The organism is Actinophytocola sediminis (assembly GCF_054779715.1).
In genome coordinates this window covers 36,726-55,081 of sequence record NZ_BAAGXS010000084.1, presented here as the reverse complement: position 1 = coordinate 55,081, position 18,356 = coordinate 36,726, and the positions used below count along the sequence as shown (strand labels likewise).

The window sequence follows — 18,356 nt, the reverse complement described above, 5'->3', positions numbered from 1 at the left end:
CCCGCTCGGCCAGCCACCGGCTCGGCGCGCTGTCGGCCGCCACCCTCTACACCGCGACCGTCGGGCGTGCCCAACTCGCCGCCCGCGCCGATCCGTCGGCCGCGACCGTGCGGCACGCGACCATGACCGGGATCCACGGCATGGTCCCGCTCCAGGCCGCGCTCGCCGCCCGCCGGGGCTCCCTGCTCGGCGCGCTCGCGGTGGTCGCCGCGCTGCCGCTGGCCCGCAGGCTGTCCAGGAAGGTGAGTCCGACATGACCACGTTCCACCTCGGCTACGGCACCAACGGCTTCGCCAACCACCGCCTCGACGACGCGCTGCGGCTGATCGCCGACCTCGGCTACACGGCCGTCGCGCTCACCATCGACCACCACCACCTCGACCCCTACGGCGAGCACGTGCGGGCCGAGACCGACCGGGTCGCCGGGCTGCTCGGTCGCCTCGGGCTGCGCTGCGTGGTCGAGACCGGTGCCCGCTTCCTGTTGGACCCCACCAGGAAACACCATCCGACCCTGGTCTGCGACGAGCCGGAACGCCGGATCGACTTCCTGTGCCGCGCGGTGCGTATCGCCGCCGAGCTGGACGCGGACTGCGTGTCCTTCTGGTCGGGCATCCGTCCCTCCACAGTGGACCCCGAGGTGGCCTGGCAGCGGATGCGCACCGGCGTGGCCAGCGTGCTGGCGGAGGCGACCGCGCGCGGGGTCCGGCTCGGCCTCGAGCCGGAGCCCGGCATGTTCGTCGAGCGCCTCGCCGACGCGCTGCGCCTGCACACCGACCTCGACGCCCCCGAACCGCTCGGCATCACCCTGGACGTCGGCCACTGCGTCGCGGTCGAGCCGATGAACGCGGCCGCGTGCATCCGCGAGGCCGCCGGCCTGCTGGTCAACGTGCAGCTCGACGACATGCGTCCCGGGGTGCACGAGCACCTGGAGTTCGGCGAGGGCGAGCTGAACCTGCCGGCGACCCTGGCCGCGCTGACCGAGGTCGGCTACAGCGGGATCGCGGCGGTCGAACTGCCCCGGCACAGCCACGCGGCCCCGACCGTGGCGGCCAGGGCGATCGGCGCGCTGCGGGCGGCACTGGTGCCCGACCCGGCGCAACGAGCAGAGGAACGCGAGGTGGAGTGGGTGACACAGGTGGACCATCCCTGGTTGGTCGATGCCGAACGCCGGGTCCGCGCCGACCCGGGCACGATCGCGACGTTGTTCCCCGCCGTCGGGCGCAAGGTCGGCCGCGCCGCCCTGCGCCCCGAGTCCGACCAGCAGGGCCTGGTGCACGGCACCGTCGACGACCTCGCCCGCACCCGGCTGCTCACCGTGCTGGCCGAGGTGCTCGACGGCGACACGCTGGCCGAGGAGGTCTCCCGGCTGTACCGCTACGGCGACGACGCCGAACGGCGAGGCGTGCTGCGCGGCCTGCCAGCACTGCCGGCCACGATCGCCCAAACCGGACTGGAGATCGTCAAGGACGCGTTGCGCGCCAACGACATCCGGCTGGTGGCCGGCGCGATGGGTGAGTTCGCGGCCAGGAACCTGGACGCGCACACCTGGCGCCACGGCGTGCTCAAGTGCCTGTTCGTCGGGGTGCCGCTGGCCGCGGTCGCCGATCTCGACCGGCGCGCCGACAGCGAGCTGCTGCGCATGGTCGCCGACTACGCGCAGGAACGACGCGCCGCCGGCCGGGACGTCCCGGCCGACGCCGAACGACTGCTGGAGGTTCGCTCGTGAGGATCTTCGACCCGCACATCCACATGACCTCGCGGACCACCGACGACTACGAGGCGATGTTCTCCGTCGGCGTGCGCGCGTTGGTCGAGCCCGCGTTCTGGCTCGGCCAACCGCGCACCAGCGTCGCGTCGTTCACCGACTACTTCGACAGCCTCATCGGCTGGGAGCGGTTCCGGGCGGCGCAGTTCGGCATCCGCCACCACTGCACGATCGCGCTGAACCCCAAGGAGGCCAACGATCCCCGGTGCCGCGAGGTGCTCGACGTGCTGCCCCGCTACCTCGCCAAGGACGGCGTGGTCGCGGTCGGCGAGGTCGGCTACGACTCGATGACCCCGGAGGAGGACGCGGTCCTGGCCAAGCAGTTGGCGCTCGCCATCGAGCACGAGCTGCCCGCGCTGGTGCACACCCCGCACCGGGACAAGCTCGCCGGCACCCGGCGGACCCTGGACGTGGTCGACGAGTCCGGCCTGCCGCCCGGCCGGGTGCTGATCGACCACCTCAACGAGCCGACGGTCGCCGTGGTCGCCGACTCCGGTTGCTGGATGGGCTTCTCCATCTACCCGGACACCAAGATGGACGAGCAGCGCATGGTGGCGATCCTGCGCGAGTACGGCACCGACCGGATGATCGTGAACTCGGCCGCCGACTGGGGCCGCTCGGACCCGTTGAAGACCTACAAGACCGGCCTGGCCATGCTCGAGGCCGGCTTCGACGAGTCCGATGTGGACAAAGTGCTGTGGCAGAACCCGGTGGAGTTCTACGGGCAGGGCGACCGGCTGGTGCTCGACGAGCTACCGGGGTTCACCGCGTCCGGCGAGACCTTCGCCGGTAACTCGGTGCTGCGCGGCGGTGGCGCGTGACGCCACTGTCCTACTGCACCAACGTGCACCCGGCCGAGGACCTGCCGGGTGTGTTGGCGCAGTTGGACCGGTACGCCGAACCGGTGCGCAGGCTGGTCGGCGTCGACGTGCTCGGGCTCGGGCTGTGGTTGCCGGCCGGGCTCGCCTCGGTGCTGGCCGACGACCCTGCGGCGCGCGCCCGGCTGCGCACCGAGCTGGACGCGCGCGGGCTCGAGGTGTACACGCTGAACGCCTTCCCCTACGGCGGTTTCCACGACGAGGTGGTCAAGCACTCGGTGTACCGTCCGCAGTGGACTGACCGGCGCCGGCTCGAGTACACGTTGGACTGCGCGACCGTGCTGGCCGACCTGCTGCCGGACTCGGCCACCTACGGCAGCATCTCCACCCTGCCGCTGTCCTGGCGCACCCCGTGGGACGAGGCCGACGACGCCGCGGCCACCGCGGCGCTCACCGAGCTGACCGCGGTGCTGGCCGGGATCGCCGACCGCGACGGGCGGCCGATCCGGCTCGCCGTCGAGCCAGAGCCAGGGTGTGTGCTGGACACCGTGGCCGACGCGGTGCGCTGGCTCGCGCCCCGGGTCGACCCGCGCTATGTCGGACTGTGCCTGGACACCTGCCACCTCGCGGTGTCCTTCGCCGACCCGGCCGAGACGGTCGCCGCGATCCACCGGGCGGGCCTGTCGGTGGTCAAGGTGCAGGCCTCGGCCGCGCTGCAGGTGGAGGACCCGGCGAGCGAACCGGCCCAGCTGGCGCTCGCGGACTTCACCGAACCGCGCTACCTGCACCAGGTGCGCGAGCGCACCGGCGACGGCGTGGTGCTCGGCGCGGACGATCTGCCCCAGGCGCTGGCCGAACTGCCGGCCAAGCGCACCTGGCGGGTGCACTTCCATGTGCCGCTGCACGCCCGCCCGGCCGCCCCGCTGTCGGCGACCACCGACGTGCTGCGGGCCGCCGTCGCCGCCCTTGAGTCCACTGTGGATGATCTGCCGCACATCGAGGTGGAGACCTACACCTGGAGTGTGCTGCCCGAGACCGCGGGCAACGGCGGGGACACCGCCCTGATCCGCGGCATCGCCGCCGAGCTGCGCTGGGCCGCCGCCCAGCTGCTCGGCCAGGAGGGAGGGGTCCGGTGACCAAGTCGATCACTCAGCTGGTGTTGCTCGACGTCGTCGGGTTGACGCCGAAACTGTTGCGGCACATGCCGAACCTGTCCGCGCTGGCCCACAGAGGCTGGCAGGCCGAGCTGGGCACCGTGCTGCCGGCGGTGACCTGCAGCGCGCAGTCGACGTTCCTGACCGGCACGATGCCGGCCAAACACGGGATCGTCGGCAACGGCTGGTACTTCCGCGACGTCGGCGAGGTCCACCTGTGGCGCCAGCACAACCGGCTGGTGTCCGGCGACAAGGTCTGGGAGACCGCGCGCGCCCGGCACCCGGAGTTCACCACGGCGAACGTGTGCTGGTGGTACGCCATGGGCGCGAGCACCGACATCACGGTGACCCCGCGGCCGATCTACCACGCCGACGGCCGCAAGTCGCCAGACGCCTACGTGCGCCCGCCCGCCCTGCACGACGAGCTGGTCGGCGCGCTCGGCGAGTTCCCGCTGTTCCAGTACTGGGGCCCGACCGCGTCCCTGCGGTCCAGCGAGTGGATCATCGGCGCGTCCCGCAAGGTGCTCGCCGAGCACCACCCGGACCTGCTCATGGTCTACGTCCCGCACCTGGACTACGACCTGCAGCGCTTCGGCCCGGACGCGCCGCAGGCCGCCAGCGCCGCGCGCGCGGTGGACGCCGCGCTCGGCCCGCTGCTTGCCGACGCGCAGAACGCGGGCGCCACCGTGGTCGCGTTGTCCGAGTACGGCATCACGCCGGTGCGCCGCCCGGTCGATATCAACCGGCTGCTGCGCACCGAGGGGCTGCTCGAGGTCTACACCCAGGCCGGCATGGAGTACCTGGACCCGTGGACCTCGCGGGCCTTCGCCGTGGCCGACCACCAGGTCGCGCACGTGTACGTCGACGACGAGCAGGACCTGCCGAGGGTGCGCGACCTGCTCGGCGGACTGCCAGGGGTGGACGAGGTACTCGGGCGCGACGAGCAGTCCCGGTACGGCATCGACCATCCCCGGGCCGGGGAGTTCGTGGTCACCGCCGAGCCGGACGCCTGGTTCACCTACTACTACTGGCTCGACGACGACCGCGCGCCGGACTTCGCGCGTGGGGTGGAGATCCACCGCAAGCCGGGCTACGACCCGGCCGAGCTGTTCTTCGACCCGGCCGACAAGTTGGCCAAGGCCAAGGCCGGGATGAACCTGGTGCGCAAGAAGGCCGGGCTGCGCTACGCGATGAGCGTGGTGCCGCTCGACCCGACCTGTGTGCGGGGTTCCCACGGCAGGCTGCCCGATCGGCCGGAGGACGGGCCGGTGCTGCTCTGCTCGGTGCCCGATGCCGAACCGGGCGGGGCGCTTGGCGCCACCGAAGTGCACGACCTGCTGTTGCGACTGCAAGGAATCGGCGTACCGGAAGGAGTTCGACGATGAGTCGACCAGTCACCTTGTTCACCGGCCAGTGGGCCGACCTCCCGTTCGAGGAGGTGTGCAAACTCGCCGCGCAGTGGGGCTATGACGGGCTGGAGATCGCCTGCTCCGGCGACCACTTCGAGGTGGACCGGGCGCTGGCCGAGGACGACTACGTGGCGAACAAGCTCGCGCAGTTGGAGTCCCACGGTCTGAAGGTCTGGGCGATCTCCAACCACCTTGTCGGACAGGCGATCTGCGACGACCCGATCGACGAGCGGCACCGCAACATCCTGCCGGCGCGGATCTGGGGTGACGGCGAGGCAGAGGGCGTGCGCCAGCGGGCCGCGGCCGAGCTGGCCGACACCGCGCGGGCCGCCGCCAAGCTCGGTGTGTCCACGGTGATCGGGTTCACCGGGTCGAAGATCTGGAAGTACGTCGCGATGTTCCCGCCGGTGTCCCAGGAGGTGATCGATGACGGGTACGCCGACTTCGCCCGCAGGTGGAACCCGATCCTGGACGTGTTCGACGAGGTGGGTGTGCGGTTCGCGCACGAGGTGCACCCGTCGGAGATCGCCTACGACTACTGGACGACCAAGCGGACGCTGGCCGCGGTGGACAACCGGCCGGCGTTCGGGCTGAACTGGGACCCGTCGCACTTCGTGTGGCAGGACCTCGACCCGGTCGGGTTCATTCTCGACTTCGCCGACCGGATCTACCACGTGGACTGCAAGGACACCAAGAAGCGGTTCGACGGGCGCAACGGCCGGCTCGGCAGCCACCTCGCGTGGGCCGATCCCCGGCGGGGCTGGGACTTCGTGTCCACCGGCCACGGCGACGTGCCGTGGGAGGAGTCGTTCCGCGCGCTCAACGCCATCGGCTACACCGGGCCGATCTCGGTGGAGTGGGAGGACGCCGGCATGGACCGGCTGCGTGGCGCAGAGGAGGCCGTGACCTTCATCCGGAACCTCATCTTCGACAAGCCGACGGCCGCCTTCGACGCCGCGTTCTCCACAAAGGACTGATTGCACGGAAGGGATTCGGCATGGCTCTCTCCAGAAGGACGATGTTGCGCGGGGCGGCGGCCGGTGCGGTCGCGGCCGGCGCGGCGGCGGCGTTACCCGCCACCGCGAGTGCCGATGGCACTGGCCGCTGGTGGTCCAAGCGGGTGCCCCGGGACAAGATCAGCATCCAGCTCTACACCCTGCGGTCGGTCCTCGAGACCGACCTGGAGGGCACCCTCTCGGCGCTGGCCGACATCGGCTACCGGAAGGTGGAGCTGGCCGGGACCTACGGCCGCACCGCCACCGAGTTCCGCAGGATCCTGGACCGCTTCCACCTGCGGGCCAGCTCGACGCATGTCGGCATCGACGGCGACCTCGACCAGGCCATCGCCGACGCGAAGATCCTCGGCAACCGCAAGAGCAACGTGGCGTACGCGAACTACCCGACACTGGCCGAGTGGCGGGAGTTCGCCGGCAGGCTCGACGCGGCCGGCAAGCTCTACCGGCGGGCCGGGATCGAGTTCGGCTACCACAACCACGCGCACGAGTTCGCCGCGATCGATGGCGTGCGGCCGTGGGACGTGCTGGTGAACGGGACCTCGCGGCGCAACGTGAGCCTGGAGATGGACCTGTACTGGGTGGTGGTCGGCGGGGCCGATCCGGTGCGCGAGTTCTACAAGGTCGCTGGGCGGGTCAAGCAGTACCACGTGAAGGACCGGGCGCCCGATGGCGGCTTCGCCGACCTCGGCGAGGGGAACATCGACTTCCCCCGGATCTTCCGGAAGAACTGGCCGCTGGAGGTCGACGAATACATCGTCGAGAACGACGAGCCGGTGGACGCCCTGCGCTGTGCCGAGACCGGGTATGACTACCTCGTCGACGTCAGGTTCTAGTTGACTAGTAGGTAGGCATCGTCCTAGTAGTCAGTTGTCGGAGGTGGTGACCATGCCGCTGGTGGCCGGGATCGACTCGTCGACCCAGTCCTGCAAGGTCGTGGTGCGGGACGCGGAGTCCGGTGCGCTCGTGCGCAGTGGGACCGCCCGGCATCCGGAGGGGACTGAGGTCGATCCGGCGGCGTGGTGGGACGCGTTGCGGCTGGCGGCCGAGCGGGCCGGTGGCGTCGAGGACGTCGCCGCCGTCTCGGTCGCCGGCCAGCAGCACGGCATGGTGTGCCTGTCGGCGGCCGGTGAGGTGGTCCGGCCCGCGCTGCTGTGGAACGACACCCGCTCCGCACCGGCGGCGGCGGCGCTCATCGAGGAGCTTGGCGGCCCGGCCGCCTGGGCCGACGCGGTCGGGGTCGTCCCGGTGGCGTCGGTGACCGTGACCAAGCTGCGCTGGCTGGCCGAACACGAGCCGGCGTCGGTGGCCGAGACCGCGGCGGTCTGCCTGCCGCACGACTATCTGATGTGGAAACTGCGCGGCAGCGGGGACATCGCCGACCTGACCACCGACCGCGGCGACGCGTCCGGCACCGGCTACTACGCGCCGGCGACCGGCAAGTACCGGTCGGACCTGCTGGAGCTGGCCATGGGCCGGGTCCCGGAACTGCCGGCCGTGCTCGGCCCATCGGACACCGCCGGCCGGTTGCCCACCGGTGCGCTGGTCGGCGCCGGCACCGGGGACAACATGGCCGCCGCGCTCGGCGTGGCGGCCGAACCGGGCGACGTGGTGGTGTCGATCGGCACGTCGGGCACGGTGTTCGCGGTGGCCGACAAGCCGAGCGCCGACGCGTCCGGTCTGGTGGCCGGCTTCGCGGACGCGACCGGCCGGTTCCTGCCGCTGGTGTGCACCCTCAACGCCGCCAGGGTCCTGGACATGGTCGCCAGGATGATCGGCGTCGACTACGACACGTTCGCCGAGCTGGCGCTGACCGGCCCGCCCGGCGCCGACGGCCTCGTGCTCGTGCCGTACCTGGAGGGCGAACGCACCCCGAACCTGCCAACGGCGACCGGCGCCCTGCACGGCCTGCGCCTGGTCAACGCGACTCCGCAGCATCAGGCAAGGGCCGCGGTGGAGGGCGTGCTGTGTGGACTGGCCGACGCGATGGACGCGCTGGTGGCGCAGGGTTGCCGAGCGGACCGGATCCTGCTGATCGGTGGCGGGGCGCGGTCGGTGGCCGTGCGGCAGCTGGCGCCACTGGTCCTCGGCCGGCCGGTCGTCGTGCCGGAGCCGGGCGAGTACGTCGCCGACGGCGCGGCCAGGCAGGCGGCGTGGGCGTTGACCGGTACCGACAGCCCACCGCGGTGGCGACTCGGTTCGGTCGAGCAGGTGACCGGCGAGCCGACCCCGGGCCTGCGCGAGCGGTATGCCGAGGCGCGCGCGAAGGTCCTCGACCGGCCAGGTGACAGCTGACCGGCTGGCGCCAGAACCGGTCGTCGCGGTCGCGTCCGGTGGACCTGCTAGAACTGGGGTGCTACCACGGGCTGACCCGGCCTGGCCGACCCAAGGAGACTTTTCGTGGAGTTCGTGCGGCTGTTGCTGGTGTTCCTCCATCTGCTCGGTATGGCTGTGCTGGTCGGTTCGTTCCTGGTGCAGCGCCGGGCGACCACGGATGGGCCGCCGAACGCCGGGTGGTTGCACGGCGCCGGGTTGCAGCTGGTGACTGGCCTGGCGCTGCAGTTGCTGGCGCCCGCAACGGATGCCGAATACAACAACATGAAGCTCGGCATCAAACTGCTGGTGCTGTTGGTGATCGGCGGGTTGGCGCTGACGTTCACGTTGAGGAAGACGACACCGTCGTGGCTGAACCCGACGCTGGGCGGCCTGGTCGTGCTGAACGTCGGGTTGGCGGTGTTCTGGACCTGACCGGGTGTTGGCCCGCCGCCACGGCGGCGGGCCAACACCGTCACGCCCTGTCGCCGGCCTTCCCAGCTCCACTCCGGACGATGGTGAGCACCTCCGCCAACTGCGCCCCGAGCGAGTCCACCTTGTCCCCGATGCGATCCAGCCGGATGCCGTGCTGATGCTGCTGCTCCGCGAGCACGTCGACTTTCTGCTCGAGTCCGGTGAACTTCTCGCTGAGTTCGGCGACGGTGTGATCGAGTCCAGCGACCTTCTTGTCGAGTCCGTCGACCTTCTGCTCGAGGCTGCTGACTCGCTCGTCGAGTCCGGAGACCCGTTCGTCGAGTCCGGAGACCCGCTGGTCCAGTCCGGTGAACTTGTGCTCAAGCCCGGTGAATCTGTGGTCGAGCTTGGCGACCTTCTGTTCGAGTCCGGTGAACCTCTGCCCAAGGCCGACGAACTTGAGGTCCAGTTCGGTGAACCGTTGGTCGTGGTCGAGCAGTTTCTGGTCGAGCCCAGTGAACTTCTGGTCGAGTCCGGTGAGCCTCTGGTCGAGTCCGGTGAGCCTCTGGTCGAGTCCGGTGAACTTCTGGTCGAGCCCAGAGAATTTCTGGTCGAGTCCGGTGAACTTCTGGTCCAGTCCAGCGAACTTCCGGTCCAGTTCGGTGAATCGGCGGTCGTGGTTGAGCAGTTTCTTGTCGAGGCCGTGGACGGTGTGTCCGATGCCCTGGACTGTTTGTTCGATGCCCTGAACTCGTTGGTCCAGGGCGTGGACTGTCCGGGTCAGACCCTGGACACTCTCGTTGATCTCGGTGGTGATTTCGTAGATGGCGATGATGTCGTTCGTGTTCCTGGTGACCGTGCGTTGGAGGTCGGGCTGGGCCATGACGGGATCCTAACTTCGGGGGCGGCGGGTCGATGCCCGCTCGGGGACGGGTGGGTAGGGTCGGCTACTTGCGAGTAGGAAAGGGGTTTCTGGCATGTCGGTGGGCCGTGAGTTCGATGTGGTGTTGTTCGGGGCTACCGGGTTCACCGGCGGGTTGACCGCCGAGTACCTGGCGGCGGAATCGCCGGTCGGTTGTCGGTGGGCGGTGGCCGGTCGGGACCGGGCGAAGCTCGAAACCCTGCGCGACCGCTTGGCGACGATCAACCCGGACTGCGCGAAGCTGGAACTGCTGCACGCCGACATCACCGATGTCGACTCGCTGCGCGACATCGCCGCGCGGAGTCGGGTCGTGGCCAGCACGGTCGGGCCCTACCTCGCCTACGGCGAACCGTTGGTCGCCGCCTGCGCGGACGAGGGCACCGACTACCTCGACCTCAGCGGCGAGCCCGAGTTCGTCGACCGGATGTACCTCGGCTACCACGACCGGGCGGTCGCCACCGGCGCCCGGCTCGTGCACTGCTGTGGGTTCGACTCCATTCCCGCCGACCTCGGCACCTACTTCACCGTGGCGCAGTTGCCGGCGGACGTGCCCATCCAGGTCCAGGCCTACGTCTCGGTCTCGGCCACGGCCTCCAGCGGCACCATGCACTCGGCGATCACCGCCGCCTCCCGGTTGCGCAAGGCGGCCTCGATCGCCGCGCGGCGTCGGCAGGTCGAGGAGCGGCCGGCCGACCGGAGCGTGCACGGCGCCAAGGCGGTCCCCCGCTACGAGAGGACCGTCGGCGCGTGGGCGCTGCCGGCACCGTTCGTCGACCCGTTGGTCGTGCTGCGCTCGGCGCGGGCGTTGCCCCACTACGGGCCGGACTTCTCCTACGGCCACAACATCGCGATCCGGCGGTTGCCGTTCGCCGCCGCGGTGACCGGTGGGGTCGGCGCGCTCGTGCTGCTCGCGCAGCTCCCGCCGGTGCGCAAGCTGATGTTGAGCCGGTTCAGCCCGGGGGCCGGGCCGGACGCCGACCTGCGGGCCCGGTCGTGGTTCCGCGTGCGGTTCGTCGCCGAGGGTGGTGGGCGGCGGGTGCTTGCCGAGGTCAGCGGCGGTGACCCCGGCTACGGGGAGACCGCCAAGATGCTCGGCGAGTCGGCGCTGTGCCTGGCCTTCGACGACCTGCCGGCCACCGCCGGCCAGGTGACCACCGCCGTCGCCATGGGCGAGGCGTTGATCAACCGGCTGACGCGGGCGGGCATCGCCTTCCGGGTGGTGGACGAGCGGGCGTCGGTGTGAGTGCTGGCTGGTGGGATCGCATGCCTCGATAGTGCCGGGGGAACGGCGGGGGTGCGGGGTGTGCCGGCGAACCTGTGGACAACTGGGTGGGTTGTGGACAAGTCGCCGGTGAGGGGCCTTCGAGGCCGTGGATTGTCGGGGTCGTGTGATACAAGCCGGCGCGATCTGTCAGACCGCACGCAGATGTTCACTCTCCGTGCATACCGGACTCAAGACCGAAAACGATTGGGTCACGCGCGTCTACGTGGCGGTAGCGCTCGACCTGCTGCGGAGTACGGTCTCGCGAATAAGTTTGCGTCCGGTGCTCGCCGGGCGTAAGGAGCCCGGGAGGAGAAAGCCTTGCGCTTCAAGCGGGGAGTCGCGGTCACCGCGATCGCTCTGACCAGCGTGCTGTCCGTGGTTGGGTGTGCGAAGGATTCCGCATCCTCGGACGATCCGCCAGGCAACCAGAACGGTGCCGCGGCGGGTTGTCAGACCGTGGACAAGCCGGCGGCAGCCGAGGGAACGACCAGTACGTCCGAGACCGCGGCCGACGTCGACGGCAGCACGCTCAAGGTCGGTCTCGCCTTCGACATCGGCGGCCGTGGTGACGCGTCGTTCAACGACTCGGCCGCGGCCGGGCTCGACGACGCCGTCGCCGACCTGGGTGTGAAGAAGGAGAACACCAAGGAGCTCACGGCCACCGACCAGGAGAGCGAGGACGCCAAGCAGACCCGGCTGCGCCAGCTGGCCCAGGAAGGGCACAACCCGATCATCGCGGTCGGCTTCGCGTACTCCGAGGCGGCGGTCGCGGTCGCCAAGCAGCAGCCGAACGTGAACTTCGCGGTGGTCGACGGCTTCGCCGAGGGCGCGCCCAAGAACGTCACCTTCCTCGGGTTCGCCGAGCACGAGGGCTCGTTCCTGGTCGGCGTCATCGCCGCGCTGAAGAGCGAGAGCTGCACGATCGGCTTCGTCGGCGGCGTCAACGTCCCGCTGATCCAGAAGTTCCAGGCCGGCTTCGAGCAGGGCGTCAAGGCCGTCGCGCCGGATGCCAACGTGGTCTCCCGGTACATCACCGAGGCCGGTGACCTGACCGGCTTCACCGACGCGCCCAAGGGCCAGGTGACCGCGAAGGGCCTGATCGACGAGGGTGCCGACGTCATCTACCACGCCGCGGGCGCGTCCGGTAAGGGTGTGTTCGCCGCGGCGTCGGAGGCCAACGTGATGGCCATCGGCGTCGACTCCGACCAGTACAACCAGGAGACCGTCGCGGAGTACAAGGACGTGATCATCTCGTCCATGCTCAAGCGGGTCGACGTCGCGGTGTTCGACTACATCGCCGCGGTCGCGGCGAAGGACCTCGGGAGCCTCCCGCCGGTGTTCAACCTGGCGGAGGACGGGGTCGGCTACTCCACCACCGGCGGCAAGATCGACGCCGAGACCCAGGAGTGGGTCGACGCGTACAAGCAGCAGATCATCGACGGCAAGGTAACGGTCGCGGACACCCCGGCCGGCAGCTGACGATCGGCGGCGAACCCGTGGGTGCACGGCTTACCAGCTGTGCACCCACGGGTTTGACGTGAGAGAAGGGCGTCATCCGATGACCGATACCGCTGTCGAGCTGACCGGCATCACCAAGCGGTTCCCTGGCGTGGTCGCCAACTCCGACGTGCACCTGACCGTGCGCGTGGCCGAGGTGCACGCCCTCTGCGGGGAGAACGGCGCCGGCAAGTCGACCCTGATGAAGATCCTCTACGGGATGCAGAGCCCGGACGAGGGCACCATCGCGGTGCACGGCGCGCCGGTCAGCTTCCGGTCCCCGGCAGACGCCATCAAGGCCGGCATCGGCATGGTGCACCAGCACTTCATGCTCGCCGACAACCTGACCGTCCTGGAGAACGTCGTCCTCGGCGCCGAGGGCCTGCACGGCATCGGCCGCAAAGCACGGGCCAGGGTCCGCGAGCTCGCCGGCGCGACCGGTCTGGACGTCGACCCGGACACGCTGGTCGAGCGCCTCGGCGTGGCCGACCGGCAGCGGGTCGAGATCCTCAAGGTGCTCTACCGCGGCGCCCGCATCGTCATCCTCGACGAGCCGACCGCGGTGCTCGTCCCGCAGGAGGTCGACGAGCTGTTCGACACCCTGCGCTCGATGCGCGCCGACGGCTACACGTTCCTGTTCATCTCCCACAAGCTCGACGAGGTCCGGGCCATCGCGGACATGGTCACCGTGATCCGCCGCGGCACCACGGTCGGCACGGTCGACCCGAGCACCGTCACCAGCCGCCAGCTGGCCGAGATGATGGTCGGCAGCGAACTGCCCAGTCCGCAGACCCGTACCTCGACGGTCACCGACCTCGAGGTCCTGCAGGTCGAGGGCCTCACCCTGCGCACCCCGGACGGTCGGGCGCTGCTCGACTCGCTGGACCTCGTGGTCCACTCCGGTGAGGTGCTCGGCGTCGCCGGGGTCGAGGGCAACGGGCAGACCGAGCTGGTCGAGACGATCATGGGCATGCGCAAGTTGTCCGCCGGCCGGGTGTTGCTCGCCGGCCGGGACCTGACCAGAGCCGGCACGCTGACCCGGCGCAAGGCCGGCATCGGCTACATCCCCGAGGACCGCACCCGGCACGGGCTGCTGCTCACCCAACCGTTGTGGGCCAACCGGATCCTCGGCTACCAGACCAGGCCGCCGACCGCGCGCGGCGCGATGCTCGACATCGCCGGCGCGCGCCGGGACACCCAGCGCATCGTCGAGGAGTTCGACGTGCGCACCCCCGGCATCGACGTCGCCGCCGCGTCGCTGTCCGGCGGCAACCAGCAGAAACTGGTGATCGGCCGGGAGCTTTCCGGCGATCCGGCGCTGCTGATCGCCTCCCACCCGACCCGTGGCGTCGACGTCGGCGCGCAGGCGGCCATCTGGGACCAGATCCGTGCCGCGCGGGCTCGTGGGCTGGCCGTGCTGCTGGTCTCCGCCGACCTCGACGAGCTGATCGGCCTGTCCGACTCGATCAAGGTCATGTTGCGCGGCCGCTTCGTCGCCGACGCCGACCCGGCCACGGTGACGCCGGAGGACCTCGGCTCGGCCATGACCGGCGCCGGCGAGGTCGACGCGGCCGGGCAACTGGTCGTCGACCACACCGGCGCGCCGGAGGAACGGGAGCGACCGGACAGCAGCGGGGCCGAGGCTGTGGAACGGCCGGACGGCACCGGAGCCGGCATCGCTGAGCGGCCGGACGACACGGAAGGGGAGAAGCGGTGAACGGCGGCGATGCTCCGCTCAACGGAGGCAGGACGCGCGCCAAGCTGCGCTCGTCGCTGCTGGCGCCCGCGCTGGCGATCGCGTTCTCCGCGTTGCTGTGCGCGATCGCCCTGCTGGCGTCGGGTGCCAACCCCGTCAGCGCGCTCGGGGTGATGATCGGTCAGGTCGGCGAGGGCCAGGTCGCGGTCGACATCGTCAACAGCACCGCCATCTACATGCTGGCCGCGTTGGCCGCGGCCATCGGCTTCCAGATGAACCTGCTGAACATCGGGGTCGAGGGCCAGTACCGGATCGGCGCGGTGGTCGCGGCGATCGTTGGCAGCACGCTCGTGCTGCCGCCGGTGCTGCACTGGCTGGTGATCCTCGTGGTGGCTGCGGTCGCCGGCGCGCTCTGGGCCCTCTTACCAGCCGTGCTCAAGGTGACTCGCGGGGTGCACGAGGTGCTCTCCACGATCATGATGAACGCGATCGCCTTCGGGCTGGCCGCCTACCTGATCCGCCGCGACAACTTCGGCATCCTTGTTGGCAACAACGTCTCCACCGAGCGGATCCCGGAGTCGGGCCAGGTGCCCGGCCTCGACCTCGGCGACCGGGGCACGATCTTCGGCCTGGTGCTGCTGGCCGTCGGCGCCGCGGCGGTCTACGGCATCGTGATGCAGCGGACCAGGGTCGGGTTCGAGCTGCGGGCCTCCGGTGAGTCGCCGACCGCGGCCGCCGCCGGTGGGGTCAACGCCAAGAAGATGATCGTGGTCGCGCTGCTGTCCTCCGGCGCGGTCGCCGGCCTGGTCGGCATGCCGGAGATCCTCGGCCGCGACCACGCCTACACGTTGAACTTCGCCGACGGCTACGGGTTCGCCGGGCTCGGGATCGCGCTGCTCGGCCGCAACCATCCGGTGGGCATCGCGTTCGGCGCGCTGCTCTGGGCGTTCCTGGAGAAGGCCCAAGTCGCGCTGGACAACGTCGGCGTGCCGAGGGAGATCGCGACGATCATGCAGGGCTCCATCGTGATCTCGGTGGTGGTCGCCTACGAGATCGTCAAGCGCATGGACCTGGCCGCCGAACAGCGCCGGGTCGGTCGCGCGCTGGGCACCGCGGAACCCGTCGACGCGGACTCGGGGAGTGCGAAATGAGCATGGTCGAGGTCCAGCCGGGCGGCGCGTCCGGCATGACCATGCCGACGGCGCCGAGGCGGCGGATCCTGCCCGGCTGGGCGATCTTCGTGATCGGCGTCGTCGGCGTGATCGGGGTGCTCGCCACCACCTCCTACCTCACCGGCGAGCCGCGCCTGACCTCGTCGTCGACCATGCAGAACACGGTGACCCTCGGGATGCCGATCCTGCTGGCCGGCCTCGGCGGCATCTGGGCCGAGCGGTCCGGCATGATCAACATCGGGCTCGAGGGCATGATGATCCTCGGCACCTGGGGCGCGGCCTGGGGTGGTCTGCAGGGCGGGCCGTGGGTCGCGGTGATCGCCGGCGCGGTCTTCGGCGCGCTCGGCGGCGTGCTGCACGCGATCGCCACCGTGAGCTTCGGCGTCAACCACATCGTCTCCGGGGTGGCGATCAACCTGCTCGGCCTCGGCGTGGCGAAGTACCTGTCCACGCTGCTGTTCGCGCCGCTGTCGAACAACCCGCGCGACTCGCCGCCGATCGAGCGGTTCGAGACGTTCTCCGCGCAGCCGCTCGCCGACTGGCTCGGCGAGCTGGAGGCCGAGCAGCGGGTGGTGATCTCCGACGTCGCCGGGCTGGTGCGGGGGCTGGTGACCAAGGTGTCGCCGATGCTGCTGATCACGATCGCGCTGGTGGTCGCCACCTACGTCGTGCTGTGGCACACCCGGTTCGGGCTGCGGCTGCGCTCCTGCGGGGAGAACCCGGTCGCGGCCGAGTCGCTCGGCGTGAACGTGTACTACCACAAGTACGTGGCCGTGATCGCCTCCGGCGGGTTCGCCGGTCTCGGCGGGGCCGCGCTCGTGCTCGGCTCGAGCCCGGCCATCTACTCCGAGGGCCAGACCGCGAACCGCGGGTTCATCGGCCTGGCCGCGATGATCTTCGGCAACTGGCGGCCCGGCGGCACCCTGGCCGGCGCCGGCCTGTTCGGCTACGCCGACGGGCTGCGGCTCTCGTCGGGACCGGCGACCGTGCACGCGCTGCTCTACGCGGCGGTGATCGCGGCCGGGCTGATGGTGGTGTGGCAGCTGTTCCGGCGCAAGTGGCTGAGCGCGGCGTTGGCGGCGGCCGGTGCGGTGGCGGTGTACGTGCTGTACTACGCCAGCGACGAGCTGCCGACCGAGTTCCTGGCCTACACCCCGCACATCATCACGCTGGTCGTACTGGCGCTCGCGGCCCAGCGACTACGCCCACCCGCCGCGGACGGACTGCCATACCGGCGAGGCGAAGGTGACTAGCGTCGACCAGATGAACTGGGATGAGCTGCGCGCGGCGGCGACGACGGCGGCGGCCTCGGCCTACTGCCCGTACTCCGGGCTGCGGGTCGGTGCGGCCGCGGTGGTGGACGACGGCCGGCAGGTCGTTGGCTGCAACGTGGAGAACGCCTCCTACGGCCTCGGTCTGTGCGCCGAGTGCACGATGGTCGGCCAGCTGCGGCTCACCGGCGGCGGCCGGCTGGTCGCGGTGGCCTGCCGAGGGGGCGACGGCGAGCTGTTGATGCCGTGCGGGCGGTGCCGGCAGGTCATCTACGAGTTCGGCGGCCCGGACTGCCTGCTGGACACCCCGGTCGGGCCGATGCCGATGAGCGAGGTCCTGCCCCACGCCTTCGGTCCGGACGACCTGCCGTGAACTCGATGTCGGCGGTCGACGTCATCCGGGCCAAGCGGGACGGCGCCCGACTCGCCGACGAGCAGATCGACTGGGTCGTCGGCGCGTACACCAGGGGCGAGGTGGCCGACGAGCAGATGTCGGCGCTGGCGATGGCGATCTTCCTGAACGGGATGACCGCCGCCGAGACCGCCCGCTGGACCAGGGCGATGATCGACTCCGGGGACCGGCTGTCCTGGCCGGCCGGGCGGCCGACCGTGGACAAGCACTCGACCGGCGGCGTCGGGGACAAGATCACCCTGCCGCTGGCGCCGCTGGTGGCCGCGTGCGGGGCGGCGGTGCCGCAGCTGTCCGGGCGCGGACTCGGGCACACCGGCGGCACGCTGGACAAGCTGGAGTCGATCCCGGGCTGGCGGGCGCAGCTGTCGACGGCCGAGATCGGGGCGCAGCTGTCCTCGGTCGGCGCGGTGGTGTGCGCGCCGACGGCCGGGCTGGCGCCGGCGGACCGCAAGCTCTACGCGCTGCGGGACGTGACCGGGACGGTCGAGTGTGTGCCGCTGATCGCGTCGTCGATCATGTCCAAGAAGATCGCGGAGGGCGCGGGCGCGCTGGTGCTCGACGTCAAGGCCGGGTCGGGCGCGTTCATGCCGGACGTGGCCGCCGCGCGGGAGTTGGCCTCGGCGTTGGTGGAGATCGGGGTCGATCACGGGCTACGGGTCTCGGCGCTGATCACGGACATGTCGGTGCCGCTCGGGCGCGCGGTCGGCAACGCGGTGGAGGTGGCCGAGGCGGTGGCCGTGCTGCGTGGTGGCGGTCCGGCCGACGTGGTGGAGCTGACGCTGGCGCTGGCGCGGGAGATGCTGGCGCTGGCCGGGATCGCCGTCGACCCGGCGGAGGTGCTGGCGTCGGGCCGGGCGTACGAGACGTGGTGCGCGATGATCACCGCCCAGGGCGGCGACCCGGACGCTCCGCTGCCCCAGCCGGCGCACACCCACCTGGTGACCGCCCAGCGCGACGGGGTGCTGGCGACGCTGGACGCGCGGGCGGTCGGCGTGGCCGCGTGGCGCCTCGGTGCCGGCCGCGCCCGCAAGGAGGACCCGGTACAGGCCGCCGCGGGCATCATCTGTCACGCCAAACCAGGCGACCGGGTCACCACCGGCGACCCGATCCTGGAACTACGCACCGACACCGAGCACGCCATCCCCGCAGCCCTGACGGCCCTCGAACACGCCTACACCGTCACCGACACCCCACCCCCGACCACCCCACTGGTCCTGGAAACCCTCCGCCCCTAGC

Annotated in this window: 15 protein-coding genes and 2 pseudogenes; 16 read left to right on the top strand and 1 reads right to left on the bottom strand. The window is 70.9% G+C overall.

Annotated elements, in window-relative coordinates; genetic code table 11:
- The 9 genes and pseudogenes from ACYVIP_RS39160 to ACYVIP_RS39120 form a co-directional block, all read left to right on the top strand.
- Window positions 1-257, top strand: a pseudogene (locus tag ACYVIP_RS39160) (SCO3242 family prenyltransferase); the annotation flags it as partial.
- A complete protein-coding gene (locus ACYVIP_RS39155; protein ID WP_460405927.1) occupies window positions 254-1,726 on the top strand; it encodes an EboA domain-containing protein in 1,473 nt (490 codons plus the stop codon). The pseudogene ACYVIP_RS39160 and the gene ACYVIP_RS39155, both read left to right, overlap by 4 nt.
- Window positions 1,723-2,586 (top strand): TatD family hydrolase, encoded by an 864-nt coding sequence (locus ACYVIP_RS39150; RefSeq protein ID WP_460405925.1) that lies wholly within the window; start codon window positions 1,723-1,725, stop codon window positions 2,584-2,586. Before ACYVIP_RS39155 ends, ACYVIP_RS39150 begins: the two co-directional genes overlap by 4 nt.
- Window positions 2,583-3,719, top strand: coding sequence for a metabolite traffic protein EboE (gene eboE, locus ACYVIP_RS39145; protein ID WP_460405923.1), 1,137 nt, complete (start codon window positions 2,583-2,585; stop codon window positions 3,717-3,719). The genes ACYVIP_RS39150 and eboE overlap by 4 nt, the downstream gene beginning before the upstream one ends.
- A gap of 8 nt (window positions 3,720-3,727) precedes the next feature.
- Window positions 3,728-5,122, top strand: a complete 1,395-nt coding sequence (locus ACYVIP_RS39140) for an alkaline phosphatase family protein (RefSeq protein ID WP_460405937.1) — start codon at window positions 3,728-3,730, stop codon at window positions 5,120-5,122.
- Window positions 5,119-6,123, top strand: a complete 1,005-nt coding sequence (locus ACYVIP_RS39135; protein ID WP_460405921.1) for a sugar phosphate isomerase/epimerase family protein — start codon at window positions 5,119-5,121, stop codon at window positions 6,121-6,123. Before ACYVIP_RS39140 ends, ACYVIP_RS39135 begins: the two co-directional genes overlap by 4 nt.
- A 20-nt stretch (window positions 6,124-6,143) precedes the next feature.
- The gene (locus tag ACYVIP_RS39130) at window positions 6,144-6,995 is read left to right on the top strand and encodes a sugar phosphate isomerase/epimerase family protein (protein WP_460405919.1); all 852 of its coding nucleotides are present in this window, start codon (window positions 6,144-6,146) and stop codon (window positions 6,993-6,995) included.
- Between the two features lie 52 nt (window positions 6,996-7,047).
- A complete protein-coding gene (gene xylB / locus ACYVIP_RS39125) occupies window positions 7,048-8,454 on the top strand; it encodes a xylulokinase (RefSeq protein WP_460405917.1) in 1,407 nt (468 codons plus the stop codon).
- 114 nt (window positions 8,455-8,568) lie between these two features.
- Window positions 8,569-8,907 (top strand): hypothetical protein, encoded by a 339-nt coding sequence (locus ACYVIP_RS39120; protein WP_460405915.1) that lies wholly within the window; start codon window positions 8,569-8,571, stop codon window positions 8,905-8,907.
- 40 nt (window positions 8,908-8,947) lie between these two features.
- Here the strand turns inward: ACYVIP_RS39120 and ACYVIP_RS39115 are convergent, their stop codons facing one another.
- Window positions 8,948-9,769, bottom strand: coding sequence for a hypothetical protein (locus ACYVIP_RS39115; RefSeq protein ID WP_460405913.1), 822 nt, complete (start codon window positions 9,767-9,769; stop codon window positions 8,948-8,950).
- A 94-nt stretch (window positions 9,770-9,863) separates the two neighbouring features.
- On the opposite strand from ACYVIP_RS39115, the gene ACYVIP_RS39110 reads away from it, so the two are divergent.
- The 7 genes and pseudogenes from ACYVIP_RS39110 to ACYVIP_RS39080 all read left to right on the top strand — a co-directional run bounded on the left by ACYVIP_RS39110 (window position 9,864) and on the right by ACYVIP_RS39080 (window position 18,355).
- Window positions 9,864-11,051 (top strand): saccharopine dehydrogenase family protein, encoded by a 1,188-nt coding sequence (locus ACYVIP_RS39110; RefSeq protein WP_460405911.1) that lies wholly within the window; start codon window positions 9,864-9,866, stop codon window positions 11,049-11,051.
- Between the two features lie 339 nt (window positions 11,052-11,390).
- A complete protein-coding gene (locus ACYVIP_RS39105; RefSeq protein WP_460405909.1) occupies window positions 11,391-12,551 on the top strand; it encodes a BMP family lipoprotein in 1,161 nt (386 codons plus the stop codon).
- Window positions 12,552-12,630: 79 nt separating this feature from the next.
- Window positions 12,631-14,130 (top strand): annotated as a pseudogene (locus ACYVIP_RS39100) (ABC transporter ATP-binding protein); the annotation flags it as partial.
- Between the two features lie 152 nt (window positions 14,131-14,282).
- Window positions 14,283-15,416, top strand: a complete 1,134-nt coding sequence (locus ACYVIP_RS39095) for an ABC transporter permease (protein WP_460405907.1) — start codon at window positions 14,283-14,285, stop codon at window positions 15,414-15,416.
- A complete protein-coding gene (locus ACYVIP_RS39090; protein WP_460405905.1) occupies window positions 15,413-16,690 on the top strand; it encodes an ABC transporter permease in 1,278 nt (425 codons plus the stop codon). Before ACYVIP_RS39095 ends, ACYVIP_RS39090 begins: the two co-directional genes overlap by 4 nt.
- A gap of 10 nt (window positions 16,691-16,700) precedes the next feature.
- Window positions 16,701-17,081 carry a cytidine deaminase gene (locus tag ACYVIP_RS39085; RefSeq protein ID WP_460405903.1) on the top strand — a complete coding sequence of 127 codons (381 nt, stop codon included), beginning with the start codon at window positions 16,701-16,703 and terminating at the stop codon, window positions 17,079-17,081.
- Between the two features lie 5 nt (window positions 17,082-17,086).
- The gene (locus tag ACYVIP_RS39080) at window positions 17,087-18,355 is read left to right on the top strand and encodes a thymidine phosphorylase (RefSeq protein WP_460405901.1); all 1,269 of its coding nucleotides are present in this window, start codon (window positions 17,087-17,089) and stop codon (window positions 18,353-18,355) included.
- The last annotated feature ends 1 nt before the right edge of the window (window position 18,356 follow it).

What these genes read in the sequence shown, in the direction of transcription:
- ACYVIP_RS39155 (WP_460405927.1), top strand. Translation starts at nt 254, where the DNA reads ATGACCACGTTCCACCTCGGCTACGGCACCAACGGCTTCGCCAACCAC.
- ACYVIP_RS39135 (WP_460405921.1), top strand. Translation starts at nt 5,119, where the DNA reads ATGAGTCGACCAGTCACCTTGTTCACCGGCCAGTGGGCCGACCTCCCG.
- ACYVIP_RS39130 (WP_460405919.1), top strand. Translation starts at nt 6,144, where the DNA reads ATGGCTCTCTCCAGAAGGACGATGTTGCGCGGGGCGGCGGCCGGTGCG.
- xylB (WP_460405917.1), top strand. Translation starts at nt 7,048, where the DNA reads ATGCCGCTGGTGGCCGGGATCGACTCGTCGACCCAGTCCTGCAAGGTC.
- ACYVIP_RS39115 (WP_460405913.1), bottom strand. Translation starts at nt 9,769, where the DNA reads ATGGCCCAGCCCGACCTCCAACGCACGGTCACCAGGAACACGAACGAC.
- ACYVIP_RS39110 (WP_460405911.1), top strand. Translation starts at nt 9,864, where the DNA reads ATGTCGGTGGGCCGTGAGTTCGATGTGGTGTTGTTCGGGGCTACCGGG.
- ACYVIP_RS39090 (WP_460405905.1), top strand. Translation starts at nt 15,413, where the DNA reads ATGAGCATGGTCGAGGTCCAGCCGGGCGGCGCGTCCGGCATGACCATG.
- ACYVIP_RS39085 (WP_460405903.1), top strand. Translation starts at nt 16,701, where the DNA reads ATGAACTGGGATGAGCTGCGCGCGGCGGCGACGACGGCGGCGGCCTCG.
- ACYVIP_RS39080 (WP_460405901.1), top strand. Translation starts at nt 17,087, where the DNA reads ATGTCGGCGGTCGACGTCATCCGGGCCAAGCGGGACGGCGCCCGACTC.